We start from the raw sequence: 25,897 nt of genomic DNA on the forward strand, positions 1-25,897 counted from the left end.
GCCCGAGGAGGCCACCCCAGCATGACCAGCAGCCACCACCACCCGGCCGTCCTACACGCGATCACCTCCTGCCACCAGCTCGCCAAGAGCCGGCAGCATCTCGCCCACGTCGTCCAGGAGGAGGCACTTGACCGGGCCGCCCGCGCTGCTACCGATACCCGTGACGGGTTGCGCAGCCAGGTGCTCGGCCGCCGCCACCAGCTGGGCGGCCACGCCGACCCCGTCGCAGGACGCATCGACACCACGCCGACCGGCGACCGGGCCGGCCCGATGGCCCGACTCGCCGACTCCATTGACACCACCATCGGGTGGCTGGCCCGCATCGTCACCGGCGGACACTACGACGGAAACCTCGACCCGTTGACCGTCATCCGGGAAGACCTGCCCAACCTGCGACGTCCAGCAGCAGCGGCCGCCCACGTTGGCCGCTGGCTGGTCGAGGCCGACGACAAGATCCGCCGCACCCTCGGCCTCCTGCCGGACCATCTGCCGGTGCCGGGCAACCTCGCCTGTCCAGCCTGCGGGCTGCGGATGCTGCGCATCGTCACCTCCGCCCCCGACTCGGCCGGCTGGGTGATCGTCTGCACCAACCCGGACTGCATGTGCTCCGGCAACCGGTCCTGCCGCTGCGGCATGCCCGTCCAGGGTTTCGGCGCCGGCCACATCTGGGACCGCAGCACGCAGCTGGTCGACGGGCTGCTGCGGCAGCTGCCCCGCCGCCGGGTCCGGTCCGGCCGTACCGTGGTCGTCGACGACCGGGGCGACGTCGAGGGGGTGGCAGCTTGTACGTCCCTCGGATACGGCTCGGCGCCCGCATAGCCCGGCTGACTTCGGGCACGCCACTGGCCAAGGCTGGCGTCATGGCCGCCGTCGCGTTCGTACCCGGCTACCGGCAGGCCCTGGCCGCTGCGTTGCAGGCGGAGCGGGACGAGATCAAGCGGCGGGCGGTCGAGGGCCGGTGACCACCATGCTGCACGCCCCCACCCCTACGTGGGAGGAGTGGGGCACCGCCGCCGCCTGCGCCGCCGCCCTCGCCATCCCCAACCGCCCGATTACGGCGCTCGTGATCCGACAGTGGGCCTGGCGCAGCAGGCAACCGGGCGACCGGCTCGCCGGCCTGCTCCCGTCCGTACGCGGTAAGGGACCCAGGACCGGGCCGACCCTGTACCGCTTCCAGGACGTGGCCCGAGTAGCGCAGCTGACCGAGCCTGGTCTAAGATCGCTATAACACTGCGATCAGGTGCAGTGTGCCCGTTTTCAGGTAGCGGCCCCGGACGACCAGCGATGGTCCCGGGGCCGCCGCCGTTGAGGGCGTCCACGTGGTGGTGGAGGGACGGCGGGCCCGGCACATCGGACCCCCCGGCTCGGCAACCGGGCCCGCCCACACCACCGCAGCACCAGCCAGCACCCCTACCCCCGACACCGGCGAGGTGAGCCGCCCGTGAGGTGACCCATGCCCCGACCACCTACCCGCCCCGTCACCGAGGCCGACTACGACCAGGTCCGCGAGCTGCACGCCCAAGGCCTCAGCCGGAACAAGATCGCGACGACGATGCAGCGGGGCACCCGCACTGTCAGCCGGCTCGCCGCCGAGATGGGCCTCAGCTTCCACGCCGAGAGGACGCGAGAAGCGACCGCAGCCAAGCAGGCCACCGCCCGCGAACGCCGCGCCACCCTCGCCCTGGCCTTGCTGGACGACGCCGCCCGCCTCCGCGCCCAACTCTGGGAAGCGGCCTCCTACGTCGACCACGGCGGCAAAGAATTCGAACGCCGCGACTGGACCATGGACGAGCCGACCTTCGCCGACAAAGCCAAGATCATGCAATCGGTCGGCATCGCCGTCGACCGCGCCGTCAAGCTCGACGAATACGACAAGGACACCGGCACCGAAGACGACAAGTCCATGCTCGTCGACCTCCGCGAAGCCCTCCTCGTCGTCCGCCGCACCGCAGCTCCTCCGGCAGAACCGTGAGCGGCATCGACCTCCGCAACCTGCCGATCAGCGAAAAGCAGATCGAGTACGTCTGCGAATCGAACTACTTCGTCAACCTCGCCGAAGGCGCCATCCGCTCCGGCAAGACCGCCTCCGGCCTGCTTCGCTGGCTCATGTACCTGGCCGATCCGAAAACCCCCCGCACCGGCGACCTCCTCGTCACCGCCAAGACGTACGACACCGCCGTCAGGAACATCTTCAACCCGCTCCGCGACCCCGCCCTGTTCGGCCCGCTCGCCAAGGCCACCAGCTACACCCGAGGCGCGTCGACCGCGCAGATCCTCGGACACACGGTCGAAGTCGTCACCTTCAACGACGCCCGCGCAGAGGAACGCCTTCGAGGCATGACCTGCCGCGGCGCCTACGTCGATGAGTGGTCACTGATGCAGCAGCCGTTCCACGAGCAGCTCCTCGGCCGCTGCTCCGTCGACGGCGCCCAGATCTTCGGCAACACCAACCCCGACAACCCCGGACACTGGCTGAAGGCAGACGGCATCGACGAAGCCAAACCCGGCGGTCGGCTCTCCGCCGACTGGTACGTGCTGAAGTTCTTCCTCGACGACAACCCGGCTCTATCCGAGCGGGGCAAGGAGCGGTACCGCCGCCAGTACAAGGGGCTGTGGTATCGGCGGATGATCCTGGGCGAGTGGTGCCTGGCTGAGGGTGCTGTGCTGTCGAGCTGGGACCCGGCAACCCACGTCGTCAAGACCCTGCCGCAGATTGTCCGCTGGGTCAGCCTCGGGATCGACCACGGCGTGGTGTCCCCGTTCGCGGCGCTGCTCCTGGGCGTCGGCGCCGACGGAAAACTGTACCTGGTCCGTGAGTGGCGGTGGGACTCGAAGAAGCAGATGCAGCAGCTGTCCGATGCCGAGTACTCCCGCCGTCTCACGCGGTGGCTGGCCGACCAGCAGGTCCGCCCGGAGTGGATCTGCGTCGACCCGTCTGCAACCTACTTCACCCGGGCGATGTTCGATCAGGGCTTCACTCCGGTCGGTGCGGACAACGCGGTGGTCGCTGGGGTGCAGCTCGTCAACAGCCTGCTCGCCGAAGGGCTGCTGTACGTCCACGAGTCGTGTGAGGGCTGGATCGACGAAGCCCCCGGCTACGTGTGGGACGACAAGGCCGCTCTGCTGGGCGAGGATAAGCCGCTCAAGCAGCGCGATCACAGCCTTGACGGTGGCCGGTACGCGATCAAGACCCCTGAGGTGGTGTGGCGGAAGATGCTGCGCACTGACTACGCCCTCGCCGCACCCTGACCCGAATCGTACCGTTTCATCCACACACCATAGCCACCGTTATGGTGTCATCCACCCTGGACCCGAGGAGGGCAGCAGCGTCATGCCGATGCCCACCAACGGCTCCGAATGGCCACCCGCCGCACACGCCCCGGCCTACCAGGCATACACCGACTGGGACGCCTGGTTCGTTGGCGATCCCGCAGAGTTGGCCGACGTCTACCAACGCCGTGGCGTCACCACACACCGCATCCGCCCATCCCAGATGGCCGGCGGACTCGTCGGGTTGCTGTCCCGCTGGATGTGGGGCCAACCCGTCCGCTCCGACCAACGCGACACCCGCCTCCACGTCCCAGTGCCGGCCGACCTGGCCGCCACGAGCGCCGGCATGCTGTTCAGCGAGGCCCCTACGCTGACGTGCAAGTCGACCGCGGCCCAGGACGCCGTCGACCAGCTCGCCGCCACCGGGCTCACCGTCATGCTCCGGCACGCCGCCGAACTCGGCTCCGTCCTCGGTGACGTCTACCTCCGGCCGGTCGTCGACCCCGAGATCTCACCCACCACCGCCATCCCGACCGCGGTGCCGGCCGACGCGGTGATCCCCACCATCCGCTGGGGCAAACTCGTCGAAGCCACCTTGTGGTCGACTCTCACGGACTCGGGTGGCACCGTTGTCCGCCTGCTCGAGCACCACGACGTAGTGTCGGGTGTCGGGCGGATCGAGTACCGGCTGTTCGAAGGCACCCCCGAAAACCTCGGCCGGCCGATCCCGCTCACCGAACACCCCGATGCCGAGTGGGCTGCCGCCCTGGTCGACGCCGACGGCTACCAGTCGACCGGCCTCGACCGGCTCGACATCGTGAGGGTGGCCAACGCCGGCCCACAACGCCGCTGGCGCAAGCTGGGACCGCTGAAGTACCACGGCAGGTCCGATTTCGATGGCAACGAACCCCTGTTCGACCGCATCGACGAAGTGTGGACGTCGTGGATGCAGGACATCCGCAACGGCCGAGGACGCATCACCGTCCCCGACTACATGCTGCAATCCAACGGGCGGGGCGCTGGCGCGACGTGGGACGCCGACCGCGAGGTCTACTCCGCCGTCAACGCGCTACCCGATCAGAACGTCGGGCTGACGGTCACCCAGTTCGCCATCCGCCACGTCGAGCACAAGGCGACCATCGACGAGCTGATGCAGACGGCGATGCGCCACGCCGGCCTCTCCGCGCAGACGCTCGGCGAAGAGGGCGACGTGGCGATGACTGCCACCGAAGCCCACGCCCGCGAACGCCAAAGCTTTGTGACGCAAGGCGACCGGCAAAACAGCTTTGAGCCGGGAATCGCCGACTACACCGAACTGCACCTGATGCTCGACGCCATTCACTTCGGTGGTACCACGCCGGAGCGGCCGAGTGTCGCGTGGCCTGACGGGGTCGCCGAAAGCCCGGAGACGATCGCACGCACTCTGCAGCTGGTGGCTGCGGCTGAGGCGGCGTCGACCCGTACCAAGGTCATGATGCTGCATCCCGACTGGACACCCGAGCAGGTGGCCGAGGAGGTCGCCGAGATCAAGGGTGATCAGCCGGCACCGGTCGAGGTCGGTCCGGCGCTGGGTGCGCTGGCCGGCAACGGCCCGCCAGCCGACGAGGGCCAGGGCGACGAGCAGGAAGAGCAGCCTGAGGAGTAGGCCATGGCGCTCGACGCCGACCAGCTCGACGCCGTCTCCCGCGCCTCCGCCGACCTCTACCGGGAGGCAGAGTCAGCGATCGTCCGGGAAGTCACCCGCCGGCTTGCCGCCGGAGCCGGCGACGCTCCGGACTGGGCGGTGGAACGGCTCGGCGCAGTCGCCCAGCTGAGGCGCGCGGTCGAGCGGATCCTCGAGCTCACCAGTACGGCGGCCGGCTGGTCGATCCGCGACGCCATCGCATCCGCCTACCGCAGCGGCACAGCGCTCGCCACCACGCAGCTGCCGTCCTGGCTGGTGCCGGGTGATCCGGACCTCGGTGGCGCCCGATCTGCTGTGGCCACGGTGCCTCGGGTGGCTGCGATGGAGTCCCTCGCCGCCGCCACGGTGGCGGACGTCGGGGCCAAGTCGGGCAACGTCCTGCGCAACGTGCTGGACGTGTACCGGTCGGTGATTCAGCAGGCCACGGCTGTGTCCATCGCTGGCGGCATGACCCGGCTGCAGGCCTCGCAGCACGCCTACGCCAAGTTCGTCGACCAGGGCGTGGTCAGCTTCCGCGACGTGTCCGGCCGCCGCTGGCGACTCTCCTCCTACGTGGAGATGGCGACCAGGACGGTCACCCAACGCGCCGCCGTGCAGGGCCAGACTGACCGGCTCACCAGCCGTGGCGTGGATCTGGTGATCATCAGCAACAGCCCGCGCGAATGTCCACTGTGCAGACCTCACGAGAACCGCATCTACTCGATTTCCGGGAGCACGCCGCGCGGTCGGCAGGAGCTGCCGTCGATGGTCGGCCCTGGAACGGTCACCGTGGACGTCGCTGGCACCCTGACCGAAGCGCGCGCAGCCGGGCTATTTCACCCTAATTGCACTCATAGTGCGCGCAGCTTCCTGCCCGGCGCGACCCGCATCCCGGCCGGCGACACCTCCAACCCGCAAGGCTACGAAGCCAAGGACCGGCAGCGCGCCATCGAACGGAACATCCGCCGGTGGAAGGAACGCGAGCAGGCCGCCCTCACCCCGGAAGCGAAGACGGCGGCCCGGGCGAAGGTCCGCCAGTGGCAGGGCGCGATGAGGCAGCACCTCGACGCCAACCCGGAGCTGAAGCGGTTGCGCTATCGCGAGTCCATCGGCGCCGGGAACATGCCGCGAAGGCCTCGCCCGGACGGTCCGATCACCGCCGAAGACCTCGGTCTGCCAGATCCTCAGCAGCCGGCCGCACCAGCACCACCCGCGCCCACCTCACCGCCGGCACCTCCACCAGCTGCACCCCAGCCAGCGGCAGCCCCGACACCGCAGCCGGTCAGCCGCCGACAGCCCGCAAACACCACCGACCCGTGGGACATCGCCGCCCAACTCACCACCGACGCCGAACAGGTCGAACTCCGGCAGCTCAGCGGCAATTCGACTCCGGTCGACCTGCACCTGCGCCGGGTCGGCCAGATGCAGGGCTTCGACGGCCTACCGCAGGTAGGCACCCGCGCTGAATTGGACGTCGCCGTGGCGTCCGGCTGGACGGAAGTGTGGCGCGGTGTCGTCGCCTCTCGGACCGGCAAGACTGCTGCGCAGATCAACGCCGACCTGCGCGCCGGACCGTACGAGCCAGGCCGGGGCATGTACGGCAACGGCTACTACACCAGCACCCGCTGGCAGACCGCCGAAACCTATCGGGGCAGAGACCCGCGCACCGACCAACCGGCCCGCCCGGATGCGCTGGATTTCGAGCCGTCCGACTACGAGGGCGACGTCGAGCCGGACAGTCTGCTGCGGATCGCCATCGACCCCAACGCGCGCATCGTCGACCTGGCCGACATCCAGCGGCAGATCCGCGCGTCCGGCGTCGACGCGACTGATCCGGCGGTCGCCGCAGTGCTGACCAACCCCGGCCGGTACGCGGCCGGCGCCGGCTACGACATCCTCCGCATCACTGGTGAGGGTGACGGCGCCCTGTACCCCGGCTGGGAGACGTCGGAAGATGACGTCAGCGCCCCACAAGCCCCGCAGTACGTCATCCTCAACCGGACGGTCATGTTGATCCAACGGGCGGAGGACGTGCCGTGACCCCCGACCTGTCCCGCCGGCTCGCCCGCGCCCTCGACATCGGTGCCGCCACGCCCGAGCAGCGTGAGCGTGTCATCGCCGCCGCCCAGCAGGCGCGCACCTTCGACCAGCTGCCGGAGCCTATCCGGCGCCTGGTTGAGCGGCTCGAAGCCGACTGACCTCCGTGGCCTCAAGGCAGGCCGCGGCGAGCACCACCCCAACCGCGACCGCCTCAAGGAGGCCGATCGATGCACCGCACCAACCGCACCCTCCGGGCAGCCGTCTGCTGTCCGCTGTCCGGCATCCCCACCCTGCGTGCCCCACGGGCCGGCTGGCGGCGGGATGACCCGGGCGACACCGGCGACACCACCGCCCACAACAACGGTGGCGGAAGCGGCTCGGACGACGACGCTGGCAAGGCCGGCAACGACGACGGGCCGAAGATCGACGGCGACTTCGACCCCGAACGCGCTCGGAAGGCTATCGCTGCCGCCCGCGAGGCAGAGAAGAAAGCCAAGGGCGACGCCAAGGCCGCCAAGGACCAGGTCGCCGCCATCCTCAAGGCCGCCGGACTCGCACCCGACGGCTCCAAGGACCCGGCCGAGCAGCTCAAGGCCGCCACCGAAGCGGCCGAGAAGGCCACCCAGGCCGCCCGGCAGACCGCCGTCGAGTTGGCCGTCTACAAGGTCGCTGGCAAGGCCGGCGCAGACCCCGACGCCCTACTCGACTCACGCGGCTTCGCAACTTCTGTCGCCGACCTCGACCCCGAGGACCGCGACTTCACCGACAAGGTCCGCGACGCGGTCAAGGCCGCCGTCAAGGCCAACCCCAAGCTCGCTGCAGGCACCACCGGCCAAGGGTCCGGCACCGGTCGCCAGGGAGCCGACCACACCGGAGGCAACAACCAGCCCCGCCGGGCTGGCGGCCTCGACGCCGCCGTACGGAAAGCGTTCGGCGGCTGACCGACCCTCGACCACATTGGAGGCAGAGATGCCTGTCAGCCTCGAAGAGGCGTCCCGCAACGCCCAGACCGACCTCGACGTCGCAGCCATCGACGAATTCCGCAAGGAATCCGCCATCATGGATTCGCTGATGTTCGACGACGCGGTCAACCCGGCCGGCGGCGGCGCCACCATGACCTACGGCTACCGCCGGCAGATCACCCAGCCCACCGCCGCGACTCGTGAGCTGAACACCGAGTACGTGGCGCAGAACGTCACCACCCAGCACTACACCACCACCCTCGCCGTCATGGGTGGCGCGTTCTCGATCGACCGGGTGACCGCACGGATCGGCCCCCAGGCCAGCGCCGGCGTCGCCCTGAACATGCGGCAGAAGATCAAGGCGACCCGCACCAAGTTCCAGGACGAGGTCATCAACGGCGACACCAACGTCGACACCAACTCCTTCGACGGCCTCGACAAGGCCCTCACCGGCTCGTCCACCGAGTTCCGGGCCGCGTCGGTTACCAACTGGTCCGACCTCGACACCTCGGCGGCGACCAAGTTCACCGCCCTCGACGCCCTCGACGAGTTCCTGCAGCTGCTCGACGGCACCCCGACCGTCCTCGTCGGCAACAAGCAGCTCCTGGCGAAGATCCGGGGCATCGTCCGCCGCACCGGCCTGTACGTTCGCGACCCGATCGAAGGGCTGGTCGGGCAGGACGGTCGGCCGATCGTCCGCGAGTCCTACGGTGGTGTCGTCTTCGCCGACCCGGGAGAGAAGGCCGGCACCAACGACCCGATCATCCCGGTCGAGACCCGCGACATCGGCGGCGCGCAGACCAACCTGACCGACCTGTACGCCTACCGGGTCGGCCTGGACGGCTTCCACGGCGTCACCACCGTCGGCTCCCAGATGGTGTACACCTGGCTGCCGGACTTCAGCACGCCGGGCGCGGTCAAGTCGGGTGAGGTCGAACTCGGCCCCGTCAGCGTGGCGCTGAAGGCGACCCGGGCGGCGGCGGTGTTTCGCAACATCAAGGTGGCCTGACTATGGCCGTCTACCGGATCACGGCGCCCGTCCGGGGCGTCAACGCGACGGTGGCGGGTGTGCGCCTGGTCGAGGGCGTCGGCCAGGTCGACGGCGACAAGCTGCCGTCGGCGCTGGCGTACTTCCGTCGCCACGGCTACCAGGTCGAGCAGGAGGCTCCCGCGCCGGCTCCGGTCGTCGACGAGCAGCCCCCGCCGGCCCCGGTCGCACCGAACCGCGGATCGTCCAAGGCCGAGTGGGTCACCTACGTCACCAGCCCACACGCACCCGAAGACAAGCGGCTCACCGAAGCCGAAGCCGCCGACCGCACCCGCGACCAGCTCGCCGAGCACGTCCTCGGCCCCAAGGAGGACTGATCCGTGACTGTTCACGGCGCATACACCGGCATCATCCGCGACGACCTCGCCAACGTGTTCAACCAGGCCGCCGAACGCTTCCCCGGCGTCGACCCGTCCGGCGACCTCTACCGGGCCAACATGTCCCGGCTGCAGGCCGTCGGCAACGTCGCCGCCCTCGCCACTGGCGTCATGACCTCCGTACCGATCTACCTCCGCGAGGGGGAGACCGTGTCGTCGGTCACCGTCGCCTCGGCGACGACCGCGGCGAACGGGCCGACCGCCCAGTGGTGCGCCCTCTACTCCCCGACCGGGGTGCTCGTCGACCAGACCGAGGACTTGGCGGATGAGGCGTGGGGGGCGAACACGGCGAAGACGTTCGACTTCGACACCCCGGTGTTGGTGGCGGTCACCGGCTGGCATCGGGTGGCGGTCATGGTCACGGCCTCGAGTGCGGTGCCGACCCTCGCGGGGGTGGCGCTGCACAACGCGGTCGAGTCGGCGGCGCTGGTGACCGGTGAGCTGATCCTGGCTGGCCGGTCGGGGTCGACGCTGACGGACACGGCACCAGGGACGATCGGCACGCTGACGGCGAACGCCGGTGTGCCGCTGGTCATCCTCACCTGATCCACCAGTCAGTACGCAGCAACGGAGGGGAGGTGAGCGGTCGTGGCTGTCGGATACACATCTGGCGATCCCGGCAAGGTGAACGTCGCCGGTGACACGATGACCGGGGCGCTCACCCTCCCCGGCCCGCCCAGCGCCGACCTGCACGCTGCGACGAAGGCCTACGTCGACAGCTCGGGTGGTGGGGGCGGGGGTACGCCGTCCGACACGGTCACCGCCGAAACCAGCTTCGGCCAGTCGGCGGCGGCCGGCGCGGCGACGGCCTACAGCCGGGGCGATCACACCCACGGCACCCCCGCCGCTCAGACTCTGTCCGGGTTGGGCGGTCAGCAGCAGCTGGTGGTGCGCCGCGCCTATGTGACGGCTGGCGACATCGAGTTGCCCAACGTGGGCAGCACGTGGACGCTGCTCGCCGGGCTGTCGCTGTCGATCCCGGCCGTGGTCGGCGACTACGTCGAGCTGGCGTTGATGGCCATGGTGAACCCGGGCAACTCGGATAACTTCCTGGACGCCGCCGTGGTGGTGTCTGGCTCGGCGGTGCGGTACGCGTCCAACGGCACCGGCACCCCTGCATCGGAGGGCTGGCCGGCTCTCTACCCCAGCCCCGGGGGCTTCCGCACCACCGGCGCCATCTTCAGCGTGGTCGCCGAGGCCGGCGACTTGGACGGGAGCAACCTGGTCTTCGGCATCGCCAGCATGGGCCCGGGTAACTCGGTCGCGGGCGACCCCAAAATCTACGCCAGCAGCGCCTACCCCTTCGCCTGGCGCGCGATGAACCACAGGGCGGTGCTGCTCTCATGACCGCCTGGACTGTCCAGCAGGGCCGGACGCTGGTGCTGCCGGTGGAGTGGCGCGCCTACGAGGGCGGCCCGTTGACCGCAGTCACGTCGGTGACGATCGAGATCGCGCCGGTTGCGGGCGGGGCCAGCGTGGTCGGGCCGACGTCGACCGGCGTGGTGTCGGCCGGCACCGGGTTGAACGCCTACAGCTGGGCGGTCGACGCAGCCCAGGACCCGGCGGACTACTACGCCATCTGGACCGCGACCGACGCGGATGACGATGAGGTCACCGCCGTCGACACCGTCACGGTGGTCGAGCTGATCCCGGTCCCGGGCGCGTACGCCACGATCACCGACCTGTCCGACGTCTACGGGTCGACGCCGGCCAACGCGGCCATGCTGCTGGTCCGTGCCTCGAGGGATGTTGACCGGGCACTCCTCACCTCGGTCTACCCAGTCGACGATGATGGGCTGCCCACCGAGGCGGACCACATCGAAGCCCTGCGGTGGGCGACCGTAGAGCAGGTGATCGGCAACCTCGACTCCGGCAACCGCACGGGCACCGGCGCCGCACCCAGGCGTAGCGGCTTCACCATCGGCAAGCTCAGCGTCCAGCAGGCGGCCGGTGCCGGCGGGGCATCCGCCGCGCAGGTCGACCGGATCGGCCCACTCTGGTCACAAGCCTGGATCATCCTGCAGTCCGCCGGCCTGACCGGGCACGGGCCGAGCACCTGGCCGGCAGGCTACTGATGACGACCTGGGCTGAGTTCATCGACGCCGAGATCCCGCAGCCGGCCACCATCACCGTCGAAGCTTTCGCGGGTGCGGGTGCGCACGGGCCGGTCTACAGCGCTGCCGTGCAGGTAACTGACTGCGTGGTTGACGACACCAGTCGACTCGTCCGCGTGCAAACCCAGGACGCCGCCGGCAGCGAGAAGGTGTCGAAGACGACGGTGTTGTGTCCACCCGGCACCAGCGCCCCCGCTGGCTCTCGGGTGACTCTCCCGTCCGGGCGGGTCACCCGCGTCCTGGTCGTCGCCGAGCTTGACGATCACGGCCTCGACCTACCGTCCCACGTTGAACTGTCCCTCGAGTGAGGTGCCGTCGTGGAGTTGGAGTGGAACGGCGACAAGATCGCAGCCGTGCTGCGTGACGCGACCCTCGACGGGCTTGAGCTGGCCGCCGAACACCTCCTGCAGGTGTCCAGCACGCTGGTGCCGCATGAGGAAGGCGACCTCGAGCGGTCCGGTGAGGTGTCGACGGACCCCGACCAAGAGGCAGCGGCGGTCTCCTACGACAGGCTCTATGCCGTGTATCAACATGAGTCGATGAACCTGCGGCATGACAACGGCCGCCAGGCGAAGTTCTTGGAGCAGCCGCAGAACGACCCGACTGAGCGGCAGACCATGCTCGCGCTGATCGCGAAGGCCTCCGGCAAACCACTCCAGTAAGGCGGTGACGTTGTGGCGGTTGGCGACGGCTGGACATCTCGGCTCATCGCTGGACTCGCCCAGCACCTCGAAGACGCAGGAGTCGGCACCTACCGGCCGGACGGGTCAGCGTACGCCGCCGGTGAGACAGCCATCGTGCAACGCCTTATCCCGATCTCGCCGGACAGGGTGATCACCCTCGCGCCCTACCCCATCGGCACCAGCCTGCCGGGGATGGCCGATCACCTCACCGCTGTGCAGGTGCGGGTGCGTGGCCTGCCCGGTGACAGCCGCGACTGTGACGACCTGGCCGACAGCATCTTCGACGTACTCGACTCGCTCGGCCGGGCTACCTGGTCCGGGATTCCGATCGTCGACATGTGGCGGCAGTCCTACACATCGCTCGGGCAGGACGGCAACGGCCGTCCCGAGCGGTCCGAGAATTACTACGTGCACGCGATGCGTCCGACCAGCAACCGTACCGACTGACCTGAGGAGCTCGCCGTGGCGACCACGCCCACCACTCGCGTCACCACCCTGGCGCGCACCCACCGGCTCGACGCCGACACCGCAACTTACCCGGCTGTCCAGTACCAGCAGGTGTACGGCCAGGAAGACCTCAAGCTGATCGAGGAACTCCGTACGGAGGAAGACGAGATGCACGAGGGCGCCGGCGCCATGCGCGAAACCAACACGGGCTACTCGTGGCGGCTCGAGCTGAAGCTGGCCTACAGCACGAACCTGGCCGGCACCTCGATCGACGCCGTGCATGCCTTTCTGCGCAGCCGATTCAAGATGCACCGGGCGCAGCGCGTGGAGGAGGCCGAGTTCGGGGTGCGGTTCTACAACCGTGACGGCCTGGACTCCGGCCACGACCACGAAGGCCGCTGCTACGTCAAGAGCTGGACCATGCCGGGCGGCAAGGGAGCAGACCGCATCGACGTCGTCCTGCAGGGCCAGGGCGCGTTGACCGACATCACGAACCCGGCCGCCGACCTGACCCCGGTGGTGACCGGCCTGGACCCGGCGACCGGTGCGGAGGCCGGCGGGGAGATCATCAACATCTTCGGTCAGCACTTCAAGGCCGGCGGGGTCGACGCCACCGACGTCGATTTCGGCGCCAACGCGGCAGATTTCACCGTGGTCAACGATTCGCACATCGTCGCCGTGGCGCCGGCCGGCACCTCCACGGTGCAGGTGCAGGTCACCAACGCCACCGGTGCCAGCGCGGACACGGCGGCCGACAACTACATCTACACCTGATGCCCGAGTTCAGCGGACTTACCAGCTACTTCGACCCCGGCCTCATCCTGGCCGGGGTCCCCGGCCGCGACAAGGTCGAGCGCTCCTATCCGATCCCGCTCGCCAGCGCGGAGCTTGGCCTGTGGTGCCGGCTGGTCGCCCAGACCACCGGCACCATCTCCGAAGACAGCACCGAGGACGAGTTGCGGGAGGCTGCGGCCGCGATCGAGGCGCTACCGGACCTGCCCGGCGACAAGCACCTCACCTTGTCGCAGCGCATGCTCGGCACCGCGTACGCGGCGATGGTGGCCGACGGCGTCGCCGATCCGTACATCGAGTACTGCGGCATGTGCGCGTACTTCTACGTGCTCGGCGGCGATCAGGCGGCGGCCAGGTGGTGGCGGTCGGGTGGCCGCCCGGAAGCCCTGCGCCCGGCGGCGAACCGGGCGCAACGACGGGACCAGGCCAAGAAGGCAGCGAAGAAGGCGGCCCCGTCGACTGGCGGGAGCCGTACGGCCGCGGCAACCGGCACCCGGAAACCGGCCTCTACGAGTGGTACGAAATCCCCGAGGAAATCAGCCGGTCGCGGCGCGGCGAAGGGGTGAGTTGGGGCGACATCCTGACCCACTGGGACCTCGTTGAGGCCGACCTGCACCAGCACTACGGCATCGACGCAGACGACCGGGCCCTGATGCGGGCCCGGTCGTGGCGGTGGCTGCAAGCCCGCATCACGGGCCTGCTGTCGATCGAGTCGAGATTGCAGCGGGCGCTCAGCCCAGACGATTCGGGCGAATCTACTCGTCGAGGGTGACAGCGATGGCAGTCCACGTCCCGTCGCCGTTGTCCTTGATGGTGCACTTGTAGCCGGTCCGGATCTTCGCGCCGAACCCGTTTTCGGCGTCCACGTCGCCGGTGACGCTGTAGATCGCGCCGTTCTTCTTCACCTCGGCCGGCGGGAACTCGGCTGTCGCGGGCGCTTTCAGCCGGTCCTTGATCGGCTCCTGGCACATCACCTCAGCGTCGAAGCTGCGGTCGGCGGTGACCGGGTCGATCGGCTCGTCGGCGCTGTTGCCGATCTGGGTGAAGATGATGCCGCCGCAGAGGGCCATCAGCCCGGCGATGACGACCAGGGCGATGGCGCCGACGACGGGGTTGCCCTTCTTCTTCGGCTTCGCCGGTGGCCCAGCTGGCGGCGCGGTCGGCGGTTGTCCGTACACCGCGCCCTGCGGGGGTGCCGGGTAGTACGGCTGCTGCTGGGGCTGCTGGCTGTATGGCTGTGGCTGCTGCGGATGCGACATCGCGCAGTCCTCCTGAGCGGTGAGTCCGGGTCGTGGTGATCCGGCCGGCACCCTACCCACCGTCGTCAATCCACGGCGCGGCATGAGTCCAAGATCTGACAGAGAGAGGTGGCGGCGATGGCTCTTGTCCTGGGTGAGCTCGCCACCATCCTCAAGGCCGACCTCGCACCCTTCGAGCGCGACCTTCGCAAGGCAAGGCGTGCCTTCGACCAGCACAAGGATGCCCTCAAAGCTGGCGCGGCGGTGGCCGGTGCCGCCATCGCGGCCGGGATCGGCGCCGGCCTCGTCTCCGCCATGAACCTATCCAGCGCGCAGGCGAAGTTGAAGAACCAGCTCGGCGACCCGGCCGTAGCCGAGGCCGCCGGGGCCGCTGCCGCCGGTAGCTTCGGGCGTGGTTTCACTGCCACGATCGACGAGGCGATGGCCGACGCCTCCGCCGTCTTCAGCTCGGGACTGACCGGCGGGTCACAGAATGAACAGCTGATCGAAGACCTGACCGTCAAGACACAGGCGCTGTCGAAGACTTTCGAATTCGATCTGGCCAAGGCAGCCGGTGTAGCCGGTGTCGTGATGCGTGACGGATTGGCCAAGGACGGCACCGAAGCCCTTGACCTCATCGCCCGCACCTCACAGCGAGTCGGCCCGCAGTTCCGGGAAGACATCCTCGACGCCGCACACGAGTACGGCACCTTCTTCGCGTCCCTTGGCTTCGATGGCCCGCAAGCCTTCGAATTGCTGGCGCGCGGCGCGGAGAAGGGCACGTACGGCATCGACAAGATTGCCGACACGATCAAAGAGTTGACGCTGATCGCTACCGACATGTCGACCGGTACGCAGGAGGCGTTCGGCGAGATTGGACTCGATGCCCATCAGATGGCCAACGATCTGCTCGCCGGGGGCGACACCGCGCAGGCCGCATTCGGCAAGATCATCAGCGGGTTGCAGGACATCAAGGACCCGGCCGACCGGGCTAACACCGCTATCGCCCTATTCGGCACCCCGCTCGAAGATATGAACAAAGCGGACATCCCCGAATTCCTGGATTCACTGTCGAATTTGGGTGACGGGATGACCGACGCCGCCGGTACCGCGTCCGAGATGGCGGAGACCTTCGAGCAGGACGCCGGCCAGCAGCTGCAGGCCTTCAAGAACCAGGTGCAGGCCGCCCTAGTCGACAAGCTCGCCGAGGCGGTGCCGTACATGCGCGCCACCTTCGGCTGGCTCAGCGAAAACTCAGACTGGGTGGGACCACTCACTACCGGTCTCGGCGTCCTCGCCGGCGCTATCGCACTGATCATCGGTGCGCTTAAGGTGTGGGCCGCCGTCCAGATCGTATTGAACTTGGCGCTGTGGACGTCGCCGATCACCTGGATTGTCCTCGGCGTCCTCGCCCTCATCGCCGTGATAGTTTTGATAGCCACCAAGACGACGTGGTTCTCCGACCTGTGGAATTGGGCCTGGAACGGCATCAAGGGTGCAGCGCTGAAAACGTGGGATTGGCTGAAATCCCTACCCGGAAAGATGAAAGAGGCCTACTCCAACCTCGCGAACATCATCACCGCACCATTCAGGAATGCGTTTAATGCGATCGCCCGACTCTGGAATGGTGGCCCCGGAAGAATGTCATTCACGGTGCCCGACTGGATTCCGAAGTTCGGCGGGCGGGGATTCAGCATGCCGACCATGCCCATGTTGGCGAAGGGTGGCAACATCCTCGAGGCCGGTATGGCGATCGTGGGTGAGGCCGGGCCGGAGATGCTGCACCTCCCGCGCGGCGCCCAGGTCGAGCCGCTCAGGGGTGGCGGCCGGAACCAGCACGCCGAGCAGCGGGTCACCCTGATCATCCGGGGTGACGGTGTCGTGGCCGGCATCCGCGAGGACATCCGACTCAAGGGCGGCGGCGACGTGGTCCGGCACCTCACCCCGCAGACTGGCGGAGGCTGGTCATGAGCGCGCTGTACGTCCCGCGCCTGCGGGCGGCGTTCGGCGCGGGACGTACAGCGGACCCGTCGTCCTGGACGTGGACCGACATCACCACCTACCTGCACAAGTCGACGCCGGTCCGCCACTCGTGGGGGCGGGACCGCAACGCGACCGGACGGCAGCCACACACCCTGTCGCTCGCCCTGCGAAACCACGATGGCCGGTTCACCTGGTCCGATCCGCGCAGCCCGTACTACCCGTGGCTGGTCAACGGCGTACCGATCGAGTGGGCCGTGGATGTCGGCTCCGGCTACGAGGTCCGCTTCCGGGGCTACGTCGACGGCGGTTGGCCGGTCGAATGGCCCGGCGGCAGCAGCAAGCACGCCCTCACCAGGATCACCGCCACCAGCATCTCCGGCCTGCTCAAGCAGGGTGAGCGGCCCACGCGGACGGCCCTGGGGCAGGACATCACCGCCGCCGACCAGGCCGAGACGCTGCTTGCCTACTGGCCGTGCAACGACGGGCAGGACGCGGGCGGCTGCGCGTCCGGCATCCCCGGGCATCCGCCCCTCGCCGCAACCGGAGACGTCCAGTTCGGTGCGACCGACCCGGGCCTGCAGGGCATGGGCAGCGTGCCGGACCTGTCCGGCGGCGGCCGCCTGTCCGGGCCCGTTCCGGTAGCCGGCACCGCGTCGCCGGTCGAGTGGACGGCGCAATTCTTCGCCGAGGAGGCGACCGCTTCCGGGGCGACCGATCCGTACGTTCTCGCGGAATGGCAGGATTCGGCCGGCGCCACCTGGGATATCCGATTCACCGGCAGCCCCAATTTCAACACCCAATTGCGGCGCGATGGTATTGCCATTATCGAAGATGGCACTAGCTTTATCGCATTCTTTGAATGGCGCGTTGTCGCGTGGCAGAATGGTACTAACATTTCTGCTCAGCTGATCATTAATGGTCAGTCGCAGGGTGACGTCAGCCCGGGTGGTGGCGGACCGTGGACCGCATCCGTGGCCAGCAACACGCTGGGATGGCCGACGAGGGTCACCCTCAACCCCGCATCGGCGTCGACGGCCGGCGTGCATGGAATTGGTGAGGTGCAGGTGTGGAAGGGCACCTCGCCGCCGTCCTACGTCCCGGCCTCAGCTGCGGACTCGTACGGCCGGCAGGTCACCAACGCAACCCGTGGCTTCCTGCGCGAGACGGCGGTGGACCGGATCACCCGGGTGTGCGCCGCCAGCTCCATCCCGCTCACCGTGGTGGACAGCGTCGACGCCGCTCACATTTCGCGGATGACCTACCAGCCTGCCGCTACCGACCTGCAGCTGATCGACGCCTGCGTGCTCGTTGACGGCGGCATTCTCGGTGACGAGCTGGGCGGCTGGGGGCTCGAGTTGATCCCGCGTCAGCACCGCTACAACCCGGCGACCGTGTTGACACTGGACGGCTCGGCGCGGGAGGTGCCGGCCGGCATCCGACCGATTCCGGCCAGCACCGCCGATATGCGCAACCAGTGGACCGCCAGCCGTCCGGGCGGCAGCTCGGCGACGGCGGTCGACCAGGCGCACGTGCAGCAGCACGGCCGCCTGTCCGGGCAGCAGGACTACGACCTGCTCGACGACACGGAGCTGGCCAACATCGCCAGCTTGCAAGTTCACCTGGGCACGGACGAGAGCCCACGGTACGACCGGATCGCGATCAAGCTGCACGCCAAGCCGGACCTGATCACGCAGTGGCTGGCTGTGCGGCCCGGCACGAAGGTGGTGGCCACCAACCTGCCGCCCCAGCACCCGCCGGGGGACGCGCAGATCGTGGTCACCGGCGGGGAGGAGACGTGGCAGTCCGGCACTGTCTGGGATGCGGCGGTGTGGGGGCGGCCGGCTCGGCCGTGGCAGGTCGGCGCGCTCGGCACCAGCACCCGCCTGGACACGGCAGGCAGTGAGACCACCGCCGACTTTGACAGCGGTGTCGACACGGCGTTGAGCGTGCAGCGGTCGGCCGGCACCGTAGCGCTGTGGACCGTCAACCCAGCCATGTACCCGTTCGACATCGTCGTGGGTGGGGTCAGGCTCACGGCTACCGCCTGCAGCGGCACCAGCGACCCGCAAACGTTCACCGTCGACCAGGCGCCGGTGGACGGCGTTGAGATCACCATCCCCGCCGGATCATCGGTCCGGCTCGCTGATCCGTGGAGGCTCGCCCGATGACCCTCTCTTCCGGCGACCTGGTCACCGCTGACGACTGGCCCGGCTCAGCGGTCGTTCAGCTGCGCCGGCTGTCGTCGCAGACCCTCACGCATGACACGGTCACCGCTATCCAGTGGACCGTGCAGGAACTGGACACCAACGGCTTCCACTCCACATCGGTCAACAACTCACGGATCATCCCGTCAATTCCGGGGCTGTATTTCTGCGCCCTGGTCGCCCACTTCGCCGCCAACGCTATCGGTGATCGGCGCGCGTACATCGGAAAGAACGGCACGGCTCTGCCACCGGTGGGCCGGGTGATCAACCTTGCCAACGCGGCAGCAGTGGCCACCACACAACGCGTAATCGAGTGCAACGGCACCACGGATTACATCGAGGGATTCGCTTTCCAGTCGAGCGGAGGAAACCTTTCTTTGGTCGGCGATTCCGACGCGACGAACACATTCCAGAGTCTGATGACCGTGCACCGGATCGCACCCCTGCCATAGGAGGTACCTGATGCTGTGGCTGGTTGTTGCCGCTGTCGCCAGCCTGGTGGCCGGCATGCTGTTGGAGGCGGCCGCCCGGCGCGGCGACGACACGACGGAGGTGCCCTGACATGGCCAGCTGGCGGCTCGCCCGGTCCCTCGAGGTGCTGCGCGACGAGATCCGTGCCCGGCATCCGGGGACAACGGTGTGGACGATCGGCGACCAGGCGCACGCGTCGGGCTGGTCGGACCACAACCCCAATCAGGCCGGGGTGGTGTGCGCCATCGACGTGCTCGCGGACAAGGGCCTGGACCTGGACGACTTCGCCAACCGGGTCGTGGCCGCCCGGCACCCGGCATTCAAGTACCTGATCTGGAACCGGCGCATCTGGTCGGCCGCGTACCCGGGCTGGCGGACCTACACCGGCTCGAATCCACACAGCACCCACGTGCACGTGTCGGTGGGCCAGGGTCCGGACGGCCGATCGACCGGACCCTACGACGACCGATCCCCGTGGGGCATCGCAGACGAGGGAGACGACATGCTCGTACGGCAGGGCCAGAAGAGTGAGGTAGTCGCGTACTGGCAGAGGGTTTTGCGTGACTGTGGGCACGATCCCGGGCCGATCGACGGCGACTACGGGCCGAAGACGGCGGCCGCTGTGAACGCGCACCGGGCCAAGCACAAGCAGGGCCCGGCGGCCAGCGTCACGGGCTGGCAGGCCTGGCAGCTGCACACCGAGCTGGCCCGCAAGCACGGCGGCGGGTCCGGTGAGCGTGGGCCGGCCGGTCCGGCTGGTGCGACCGGACCGCAGGGACCCGCAGGGGCCCGGGGACCGCAGGGCGAGCGTGGCGAACCGGGGCCGGCGGGTCCGGCCGGCCGTACGCCGACCCGGATCGCGATCTCCGGCGACGTGGTCGAGACCGCACCACCGTCCGGGTCGGGCGAGTGACTCGGGATGCCCTCCTGGCGTGGTGCGGACTCATCTCGGCCGTCGGCGCGGCCAGCGGCGTCATCGTGGTGGCGGTGAGGTGGATGCTGCGCACCATGAAGCGCCTCGGCGCCCTCGCCGACGATTTGCTCGGAGAGGCTGAGCGGCCTGGTGTGCCGCGCCGGCCGGGCCTGATGGAACGGGTCGGCGCGATAGAGGACCGGCTCGGCGAGGTGGAGCGGGTCGTGTGTCGGGAGCTGCGGCCCAACGGGGGCAGCAGCATCAAGGACCAGGTCGCGCGGATCGCCGACCGCTGAAGAGAGGATCCACCGTGCAGAAGCCGTCCATCGGCCGCATCGTGCACTACGTCAGCTACGGCACCCCGGGCGGCGAGTACCCGTCCGTCTGCCGAGCGGCCGTCATCACGGCCGTCGACGACTACCAGGAGCCGGTTCTCAGCGACGACGGCAACCACATCGGGCACGTCAGCCTGGCGGTGCTCAATCCTGAGGGAATGTTCTTCAACCGGGCGGTCGGGCAGTCCGAGTCCGAGCACCGGGGCGGCACCTGGCACTGGCCCGAGAGAGTCTGAGGAGGCTCACCATGCCCACCCCCACCCCACCCAGCGAACCGCTGTGGTCGGTCGGCGGCATCACCGCCGTCGTCGCTGCGTTCGTGGCGCTCGTGACCGCCTTCGGGCTCGACCTGTCGCCGGAGCAGCAGACGGCGATCCTCGGGGTGGCCGCCGTGCTCGCCCCCCTGGCCGTCGCCCTGATCGGCCGGTCGCGGGTGTTCAGCCCGGCGACGGTGGCCGAGCTGACCCGGTACGACCAGTGAGCACCGCCGAGCTGTACCGCGACTTCGGCGCCCACCCGGCGATGATCGACCGGGGCGGTCCGGCACCGCTGCCGCCGAGCGTGTTCAGCGCGCTGGTGCGCGAGCGGGCTACCGGTCTGGCGCGGTCGGCTGTCCGGGAGGAGCACCTGGGGCTGTGGCGCGCGGTGGACACTGCGGCGGCCGCCGTGAAGAACGTGGTGCGCCGGTGAGCACCTTGGTCCGCACGCACACCCGCACCCACGTCGAGATTACGTTCGCCGACCCCCACCTGCGTTGCACCCGGTGCCAGGGCTGGGTGACCGGCTACCACGACCCTGAGCGGTGCGGCCCCGGGTGCAGTGAGGGCTGGGCGAACGTGCCGTGTGGCTGTGAGCGGGCCGGCGTCGACAGCATGTGTCCGTCGTGGGGGCCGGTCGACGGCTGCCGCTGCGATCCGGTCGATCACCCGGTGCCGCCCGAGGCGTGACCCGGTACGCCTACGCTGGCACCTCCTACGTCATCGAGGTCGCCGACGTCGAGTCGGACGAGGAGCACGCCGCCCTCGTCGCCCGCGACGGGGAGTAGGATCGGCGACCAAGCAGCGCCTGCCCGCCAGGCAGGCGCGACCACGAGCACACGCCCCAGAGTTTCCAATTAGGGCCGCCGCCCGCCCGCGAACGTCGGGCAGGTCTCGGAGTGCACCACCGGCCAGCCGGGCCACGTGAGCGCGGCTGTGAGTGCTGGTAAGCGCGGCCCGGCCTCGATGCACCACCCCTGCCGCCCGTCCGGTGCGGCCGGCAGGGCCCGCAACGACAGCGCCCCCGCCCATCAGGGTGGGGGCGCTGCTTCGCGTCCGGGGTCAGTCGCGCATCAGGTCGATCTGGTCGGCGAGGCGCTGCATCTGCTCCGCCTCGGTCGTCGGGTCGGTCGCGAGCACCATCGCCGGGGTCATCCCCGCCGCGATCAGCGGCAGAGCCTCCTCCGGCAGGCAGCCCGCCCTGGCCCACGCTGCCGCCTGGTGGGCCGGTATCCCCGCCTCCATCCACTGCCGGGCGATGCGGCTCGTGGCCAGCTGGGTGGTGCCGGCGTAGTAGGCACGGCAGTAGTGGCGCAGCTGCTCCAGCCGATTCATCTCGTATCTCCCGTCACGCGTAGCGGATGCGCTTGCCGAGCGACCTGGCCGCGTGCGACCAGTTCGCGAACTGGCGTGCCTCGCAGCGGCGCTCGTAGGCCTTCAGCTCCGGCTGCAGCGCCTCCCACAGCTCGACCCAGTTGGCTTCGCGCTGGTCGATGGTCTGGTCGCCTGGCTCCACCGGCGGCAGGTGGCCATTGGCGACGGTGTAGACGGCCTGCCCGATCGGCCCGTGCGGTCCGCCGATGCCGTAGATCTTGATCTCGTAGTCGAACTCGGCAGCCGACATGTCCCGGTTTTCGCGGGCGATGGCGATGGCGCGGGCCGCAGCCTGGTTCAGGTCCATCTGGGCGGGGGTGGCGGGCACGGTGGTCTCCTGGTGGTAGGCGGTGAGGCGGGCGGCCGGCTTGCCGTGCCGGGTGAGGATGACGGTCTCGCCCTGTTGGGCGGCGTCGATCAGGTCGCCGAGGCGCTTGCGGGCGTCTTCGATGCCGATCTGCTTGCTGCTCATACCTGAACCTTAAGGTTCACGGGCCCGATGTGCAAGCCGAACCTTAAGGTTCGGGCTGTCGCCTGCCTGACAGTCAGTCGTCGGGCTGCATCTGCTGGTGTGGTCGGTGCTCGCGGATCCAGGCCTCGACATCCGAGCGCAGCCACACGCGCCGCCGGCCGGAGACCACGCCGATCGGGGCGGGGAAGCCGGGCCGGCCGGTGATCTGTGTTGCGCGCGTCGTCGACACGCCGCCGAGCATCTCGGCGACGTCGCCCAGCGCGACCAGATCCATGGGCCGAGGCTACGAACAGGCACATCTGGCAGTAGTGCAGCTTGCACTATTGACGCTTGCATTGGGCATAGCTCACCCTTCAGGGGTTACCTCACACCACCAGAGAGTGAGCGCCATGACCGCGATGGACCCCGGGCCACCCGGACAGGACGAGATCGACGACGCAGCCCGCGCCATCCGCCGGCTGCACCACTCCCCGGACGGGGTGATCTGGCCCCGCTGCGGGCAGTGCACCGACACCGGGTGCCCGTCGCTGACGTGGGCGATCGTGCAGCTCGACAAGCTGCGCGAGCGCCTGGCGGCCGAGGGTCGCCGGGACGATCTCGAGTTCGCGTGGCTCGACCTCGGCGACCGGGAGCTCTTGGCGGACCTGCCGGCCGGCGCGGTGCGGCAGGCCTCCCGGGGCTGGTCCGCTGCCGGGTGACCCCGCATTGGCCGACCCGGTCGCGCAGGACAGCATCCGCCAGGCGGCCGCCCGGTGGGGTGGGCGGTGAGCCGGGAGGGGCCGGCGGTGATCAGGTGGCAGGGCCGGCCGTGGGCGTCGGCCACGGAGCCGATCCCGCCGGACGCCGAGGTGACGTTCACGACGACCTGGTCGTGGGCGGAGTTGTGCGCCGAGTTCGGCGCGGATGAGGCGCTGGCCATCGTGGTGGACCGGTTGCCCGCCCCGGTCGAGCCGTCACCGACCGTACGGACAGGTTGACTCCGAGCCGGGGGGGGGGCTCGTTGACGGGGTTTGAGCGCCGTCGGTCGGCGGTGGCCGACTGTCCGGATGGGACGCGTGCATCATCTGGAATCGCTGGTCAGGTCCGGCGTGGACCCTCCACCCTCACCCGATGTGACACGATCACCGTCCGTGGATATTCCACGGCGTAACCCGCCGTTAACCTTACGGAGAGTTGGCGGATACCACCGGATACCACCGGGCAGAGATCAACACCATAGCCCGGCGGGGTGAGCTGGCGTCTCGCCCGATCACCCACTGTCGCCGGGCCGGTGCCGGGGCTGTGATCAGGACTTCTCCACGACCAGAGGAGGACCCCTTGACCACCAACCCCGACACCACCACCGCAGTGATCTGGGTGGCCAACGTTGACGGCTGGCCCACCCTCGCCGGCCGCTGCGCCGACTACGTCAGCCGCATGGGCTACCAGCTGGCCGCCGCCGTCATCGAGGGCAACGGCGGCCACTGGCGCGACGTCGAGCAGATCATCCTGACCGACCAGCGCGCCGAAGTCGTCGTGATCCCCTCCCGGGATCACCTGCCGCCCGACCGGACACCCCGAGTCGAGGCCGTTGCCGACGAGCGGCATCGGTACGACCTGACGGTGCCGCCAGCGGGGGCGACACCGCCGACCCGCCAGGGCCGCCGGCCATCTCCGACTCGGCCGGCGATGCTCCGGTAGCGACCACCCCGCCGAAGCTGAGCATGTCGATCGCCTGCCTCATCCTGTCGCTCGTGACCTGCATGTAGCCCTGCGAGGTGTTCAGGGACGCGTGACCCATCAGCTCCTGGGTGACTCGCGCGTCCTTGAACCTCGCCTGGATCTCCGTACCGAAGTAGTGCCGCAGCCGGTACAGGGTGATGTTGTGCTCGGCGGCCCTGAGGTAGTGGGCGCCGCGCGTGGTCACGAACTTCGGGGTCGGCGGTCCGCCGTGCCGAGTGACGATGAGCCGGCCGGGCGGCATCGGCTCGACGAGGTCCCAGATCATCTGATGGGTCGGGATCGCCCTGGTCTTGCCGCCCTTGCCGGTGACCACGATGGTCTGCGCGGTCACCTGCTCGCGGGTCAGCCGCGCCACCTCCACCGGCCGCAGCCCGGCCAGGGCGACGAGTCGGCCGACGAGGGTCCACTGGCCGGGCAGCTCGTGGATCGCCACCCGGACCGCCTCGGCCTCGGCGGGCCGGGGTAGGCCGGGGCGGGTGAGCGGCCGGCTGAGTTCCGTGCTGGGGTCGAAGCTGAGCCATGGGTCTCGGCCGCCGGCAGCCCACTTGTACAGGCGAACGATGTGCTTGTAGTAGGTCGCCCTGGTCTGGCTCGACCAGCCTCGCTGGCTCAACCACTCGGCGAGCTCTTCGGGCAGGGCCTGGTGGATGCCGGCGGGCAGCTCCCGGTGCAGCCGGGTCAGGAGCTTGCGGGCGTCGTCGATGGTGGTGTCTGCGTACCGGCCGGCGCGCATCCAGGTGAGGTGCGCGGTGATCATGTCTGCGGGGGTCGCCATGCGCGACTCTGGCATCTGGGTGCGCTCCCAGATCAGGCTGCGACCGGCCGAGGCAGCATCGCCGGTCGGCGGGTGTCCGGTCGGGGTGTCCCCTTACCGGGGCGCGTCGTCGACTGCTTGGGCTGACGCGGTGGCCGTTCGGTGGACACCCGCGCTGACCTCGTCTTTTCGGCCCCTGCGAGCTTCCCTCGCGTAACTCTCCCGCGCGGGAGATCACCCGCGGATCCGCAGGGTCGCTCCCGCCGCCGACCCTATAAGGGGCGGCAGCGGGTCGTCGGCGGTTCACCCGGTCGTGACCGGGGCAGGTGACGGCACAGCTGGTCGCCGTACGGTGGCGTGGCGTCAGCGCCAGAAGACGGCGACGGCGGCGTTGACCAACGTCAGCACGATGATCGCCAGGAAATGCCCCTTGTTGACCGATTCGCGCTTACGGGAGAAGAAGACCATCGCCAGGATGGCGAGCCCGAGCACCAGTTTGGTAACGAGTTTCGCCGGGGCCGGTTCGTCGCCGTCGCGCAGCGGCGCGGACAGCCCGATGCCGGTGACGACCTGGATGACCGCACCCCAGAGCATGGCCGGGTTGATCCGGATGCGACCACTGAACCACTGGACAGCGGCGCCACCGAGCAGCAACGCGAACCCGATCAGGTGGGCGTAGAGCAGTACGAGTCTGAGAGCTTCCACGACCAGCATCCTCCCGTACCGTGGCCGCCCGGACCGCCCCCGGGGCCCGGCGCGCCCCCGCTGACGCTGCGGT

General features: G+C 69.4%; 35 protein-coding genes. 29 read left to right on the forward strand and 6 right to left on the reverse strand.

Annotation, left to right across the window (positions count from 1 at the left end; genetic code table 11):
- Window positions 1–21 precede the first annotated feature (21 nt).
- The 18 genes from EDC02_RS29105 to EDC02_RS29185 all read left to right on the forward strand — a co-directional run bounded on the left by EDC02_RS29105 (window position 22) and on the right by EDC02_RS29185 (window position 13,962).
- Window positions 22–819: a hypothetical protein gene (locus tag EDC02_RS29105; RefSeq protein ID WP_123605516.1), complete on the forward strand. Its 798-nt coding sequence runs from the start codon at window positions 22–24 to the stop codon at window positions 817–819.
- A 148-nt stretch (window positions 820–967) separates the two neighbouring features.
- Window positions 968–1,228, forward strand: coding sequence for a hypothetical protein (locus EDC02_RS29110; protein WP_233606691.1), 261 nt, complete (start codon window positions 968–970; stop codon window positions 1,226–1,228).
- A gap of 225 nt (window positions 1,229–1,453) precedes the next feature.
- Window positions 1,454–1,972 carry a helix-turn-helix domain-containing protein gene (locus EDC02_RS29115; RefSeq protein ID WP_123605518.1) on the forward strand — a complete coding sequence of 173 codons (519 nt, stop codon included), beginning with the start codon at window positions 1,454–1,456 and terminating at the stop codon, window positions 1,970–1,972.
- Window positions 1,969–3,249, forward strand: coding sequence for a PBSX family phage terminase large subunit (locus tag EDC02_RS29120; RefSeq protein ID WP_233606499.1), 1,281 nt, complete (start codon window positions 1,969–1,971; stop codon window positions 3,247–3,249). Before EDC02_RS29115 ends, EDC02_RS29120 begins: the two co-directional genes overlap by 4 nt.
- Window positions 3,250–3,331: 82 nt before the next feature.
- On the forward strand, window positions 3,332–4,915 hold the full coding sequence (locus EDC02_RS29125) for a phage capsid protein (protein WP_123605519.1): 1,584 nt from the start codon (window positions 3,332–3,334) through the stop codon (window positions 4,913–4,915).
- A gap of 3 nt (window positions 4,916–4,918) precedes the next feature.
- Window positions 4,919–6,973: a phage minor capsid protein gene (locus EDC02_RS41050; RefSeq protein ID WP_199757957.1), complete on the forward strand. Its 2,055-nt coding sequence runs from the start codon at window positions 4,919–4,921 to the stop codon at window positions 6,971–6,973.
- Window positions 6,970–7,131, forward strand: coding sequence for a hypothetical protein (locus EDC02_RS40480; protein WP_158632349.1), 162 nt, complete (start codon window positions 6,970–6,972; stop codon window positions 7,129–7,131). Before EDC02_RS41050 ends, EDC02_RS40480 begins: the two co-directional genes overlap by 4 nt.
- Window positions 7,132–7,200: 69 nt before the next feature.
- Window positions 7,201–7,914: a hypothetical protein gene (locus tag EDC02_RS29135; protein ID WP_123605520.1), complete on the forward strand. Its 714-nt coding sequence runs from the start codon at window positions 7,201–7,203 to the stop codon at window positions 7,912–7,914.
- A 28-nt stretch (window positions 7,915–7,942) separates the two neighbouring features.
- Complete coding sequence (locus tag EDC02_RS29140) at window positions 7,943–8,944, forward strand: major capsid protein (RefSeq protein ID WP_123605521.1); 1,002 nt, start codon at window positions 7,943–7,945, stop codon at window positions 8,942–8,944.
- Window positions 8,945–8,946: 2 nt separating this feature from the next.
- On the forward strand, window positions 8,947–9,300 hold the full coding sequence (locus tag EDC02_RS29145) for a hypothetical protein (protein ID WP_123605522.1): 354 nt from the start codon (window positions 8,947–8,949) through the stop codon (window positions 9,298–9,300).
- A gap of 3 nt (window positions 9,301–9,303) precedes the next feature.
- The gene (locus EDC02_RS29150; RefSeq protein ID WP_123605523.1) at window positions 9,304–9,906 is read left to right on the forward strand and encodes a hypothetical protein; all 603 of its coding nucleotides are present in this window, start codon (window positions 9,304–9,306) and stop codon (window positions 9,904–9,906) included.
- Window positions 9,907–9,948: 42 nt separating this feature from the next.
- Window positions 9,949–10,707, forward strand: a complete 759-nt coding sequence (locus EDC02_RS29155; RefSeq protein WP_148083679.1) for a hypothetical protein — start codon at window positions 9,949–9,951, stop codon at window positions 10,705–10,707.
- Window positions 10,704–11,435, forward strand: a complete 732-nt coding sequence (locus tag EDC02_RS41955; RefSeq protein ID WP_233606500.1) for a hypothetical protein — start codon at window positions 10,704–10,706, stop codon at window positions 11,433–11,435. The genes EDC02_RS29155 and EDC02_RS41955 overlap by 4 nt, the downstream gene beginning before the upstream one ends.
- Entirely contained in the window at window positions 11,435–11,782 is a 348-nt protein-coding gene (locus EDC02_RS29165) for a hypothetical protein (RefSeq protein ID WP_123605525.1), read from the forward strand. The genes EDC02_RS41955 and EDC02_RS29165 overlap by 1 nt, the downstream gene beginning before the upstream one ends.
- A gap of 9 nt (window positions 11,783–11,791) precedes the next feature.
- On the forward strand, window positions 11,792–12,136 hold the full coding sequence (locus EDC02_RS29170; protein WP_123605526.1) for a hypothetical protein: 345 nt from the start codon (window positions 11,792–11,794) through the stop codon (window positions 12,134–12,136).
- A 12-nt stretch (window positions 12,137–12,148) separates the two neighbouring features.
- Window positions 12,149–12,604 carry a minor capsid protein gene (locus EDC02_RS29175; RefSeq protein WP_123605527.1) on the forward strand — a complete coding sequence of 152 codons (456 nt, stop codon included), beginning with the start codon at window positions 12,149–12,151 and terminating at the stop codon, window positions 12,602–12,604.
- 15 nt (window positions 12,605–12,619) lie between these two features.
- Complete coding sequence (locus EDC02_RS29180; protein ID WP_123605528.1) at window positions 12,620–13,378, forward strand: IPT/TIG domain-containing protein; 759 nt, start codon at window positions 12,620–12,622, stop codon at window positions 13,376–13,378.
- Complete coding sequence (locus EDC02_RS29185; RefSeq protein ID WP_123605529.1) at window positions 13,378–13,962, forward strand: hypothetical protein; 585 nt, start codon at window positions 13,378–13,380, stop codon at window positions 13,960–13,962. The genes EDC02_RS29180 and EDC02_RS29185 overlap by 1 nt, the downstream gene beginning before the upstream one ends.
- 189 nt (window positions 13,963–14,151) lie before the next feature.
- Here EDC02_RS29185 and EDC02_RS29195 read toward each other — a convergent pair whose 3' ends face one another.
- The gene (locus EDC02_RS29195) at window positions 14,152–14,655 is read right to left on the reverse strand and encodes a hypothetical protein (protein WP_233606501.1); all 504 of its coding nucleotides are present in this window, start codon (window positions 14,653–14,655) and stop codon (window positions 14,152–14,154) included.
- A 117-nt stretch (window positions 14,656–14,772) separates the two neighbouring features.
- Here EDC02_RS29195 and EDC02_RS29200 point away from each other — a divergent pair, with 117 nt between their 5' ends.
- The 9 genes from EDC02_RS29200 (at window position 14,773) to EDC02_RS29240 (ending at window position 21,487) form a co-directional block, all read left to right on the forward strand.
- A complete protein-coding gene (locus tag EDC02_RS29200) occupies window positions 14,773–16,605 on the forward strand; it encodes a phage tail protein (RefSeq protein ID WP_123605531.1) in 1,833 nt (610 codons plus the stop codon).
- The gene (locus EDC02_RS29205) at window positions 16,602–18,785 is read left to right on the forward strand and encodes a hypothetical protein (RefSeq protein ID WP_123605532.1); all 2,184 of its coding nucleotides are present in this window, start codon (window positions 16,602–16,604) and stop codon (window positions 18,783–18,785) included. The genes EDC02_RS29200 and EDC02_RS29205 overlap by 4 nt, the downstream gene beginning before the upstream one ends.
- Window positions 18,782–19,273 carry a hypothetical protein gene (locus EDC02_RS29210; RefSeq protein WP_123605533.1) on the forward strand — a complete coding sequence of 164 codons (492 nt, stop codon included), beginning with the start codon at window positions 18,782–18,784 and terminating at the stop codon, window positions 19,271–19,273. Before EDC02_RS29205 ends, EDC02_RS29210 begins: the two co-directional genes overlap by 4 nt.
- Before the next feature lie 110 nt (window positions 19,274–19,383).
- Window positions 19,384–20,205 carry a peptidoglycan-binding protein gene (locus EDC02_RS42565; protein WP_158632350.1) on the forward strand — a complete coding sequence of 274 codons (822 nt, stop codon included), beginning with the start codon at window positions 19,384–19,386 and terminating at the stop codon, window positions 20,203–20,205.
- Window positions 20,202–20,501: a hypothetical protein gene (locus tag EDC02_RS29220; protein WP_233606502.1), complete on the forward strand. Its 300-nt coding sequence runs from the start codon at window positions 20,202–20,204 to the stop codon at window positions 20,499–20,501. Before EDC02_RS42565 ends, EDC02_RS29220 begins: the two co-directional genes overlap by 4 nt.
- Window positions 20,502–20,515: 14 nt before the next feature.
- Window positions 20,516–20,776, forward strand: a complete 261-nt coding sequence (locus EDC02_RS29225; protein ID WP_123605534.1) for a hypothetical protein — start codon at window positions 20,516–20,518, stop codon at window positions 20,774–20,776.
- A gap of 11 nt (window positions 20,777–20,787) precedes the next feature.
- Window positions 20,788–21,021 carry a hypothetical protein gene (locus tag EDC02_RS29230; RefSeq protein ID WP_123605535.1) on the forward strand — a complete coding sequence of 78 codons (234 nt, stop codon included), beginning with the start codon at window positions 20,788–20,790 and terminating at the stop codon, window positions 21,019–21,021.
- Complete coding sequence (locus tag EDC02_RS29235) at window positions 21,018–21,230, forward strand: hypothetical protein (RefSeq protein WP_123605536.1); 213 nt, start codon at window positions 21,018–21,020, stop codon at window positions 21,228–21,230. Before EDC02_RS29230 ends, EDC02_RS29235 begins: the two co-directional genes overlap by 4 nt.
- Complete coding sequence (locus tag EDC02_RS29240; RefSeq protein ID WP_123605537.1) at window positions 21,227–21,487, forward strand: hypothetical protein; 261 nt, start codon at window positions 21,227–21,229, stop codon at window positions 21,485–21,487. The genes EDC02_RS29235 and EDC02_RS29240 overlap by 4 nt, the downstream gene beginning before the upstream one ends.
- 372 nt (window positions 21,488–21,859) lie before the next feature.
- On the opposite strand, the gene EDC02_RS29245 is transcribed toward EDC02_RS29240, so the two are convergent.
- The 3 genes from EDC02_RS29245 to EDC02_RS29255 form a co-directional block, all read right to left on the reverse strand.
- Window positions 21,860–22,132: a hypothetical protein gene (locus EDC02_RS29245; RefSeq protein WP_123605538.1), complete on the reverse strand. Its 273-nt coding sequence runs from the start codon at window positions 22,130–22,132 to the stop codon at window positions 21,860–21,862.
- 13 nt (window positions 22,133–22,145) lie between these two features.
- Window positions 22,146–22,643 (reverse strand): type II toxin-antitoxin system Phd/YefM family antitoxin, encoded by a 498-nt coding sequence (locus EDC02_RS29250; RefSeq protein WP_123605539.1) that lies wholly within the window; start codon window positions 22,641–22,643, stop codon window positions 22,146–22,148.
- A 73-nt stretch (window positions 22,644–22,716) separates the two neighbouring features.
- A complete protein-coding gene (locus EDC02_RS29255) occupies window positions 22,717–22,917 on the reverse strand; it encodes an AlpA family transcriptional regulator (protein WP_123605540.1) in 201 nt (66 codons plus the stop codon).
- A gap of 115 nt (window positions 22,918–23,032) precedes the next feature.
- On the opposite strand from EDC02_RS29255, the gene EDC02_RS29260 reads away from it, so the two are divergent.
- Both EDC02_RS29260 and EDC02_RS29265 read left to right on the forward strand, forming a co-directional pair.
- Window positions 23,033–23,341 (forward strand): hypothetical protein, encoded by a 309-nt coding sequence (locus EDC02_RS29260; RefSeq protein ID WP_123605541.1) that lies wholly within the window; start codon window positions 23,033–23,035, stop codon window positions 23,339–23,341.
- A gap of 66 nt (window positions 23,342–23,407) precedes the next feature.
- Entirely contained in the window at window positions 23,408–23,620 is a 213-nt protein-coding gene (locus tag EDC02_RS29265) for a hypothetical protein (protein WP_148083680.1), read from the forward strand.
- Between the two features lie 506 nt (window positions 23,621–24,126).
- Here EDC02_RS29265 and EDC02_RS29270 read toward each other — a convergent pair.
- On the reverse strand, window positions 24,127–25,140 hold the full coding sequence (locus EDC02_RS29270) for a tyrosine-type recombinase/integrase (protein ID WP_158632351.1): 1,014 nt from the start codon (window positions 25,138–25,140) through the stop codon (window positions 24,127–24,129).
- Between the two features lie 342 nt (window positions 25,141–25,482).
- A complete protein-coding gene (locus EDC02_RS29275; protein ID WP_123607207.1) occupies window positions 25,483–25,824 on the reverse strand; it encodes a hypothetical protein in 342 nt (113 codons plus the stop codon).
- Window positions 25,825–25,897: the final 73 nt, after the last annotated feature.

Origin of the sequence: Micromonospora sp. Llam0 (genome assembly GCF_003751085.1) — a bacterium.
Classification (GTDB): domain Bacteria; phylum Actinomycetota; class Actinomycetes; order Mycobacteriales; family Micromonosporaceae; genus Micromonospora_E.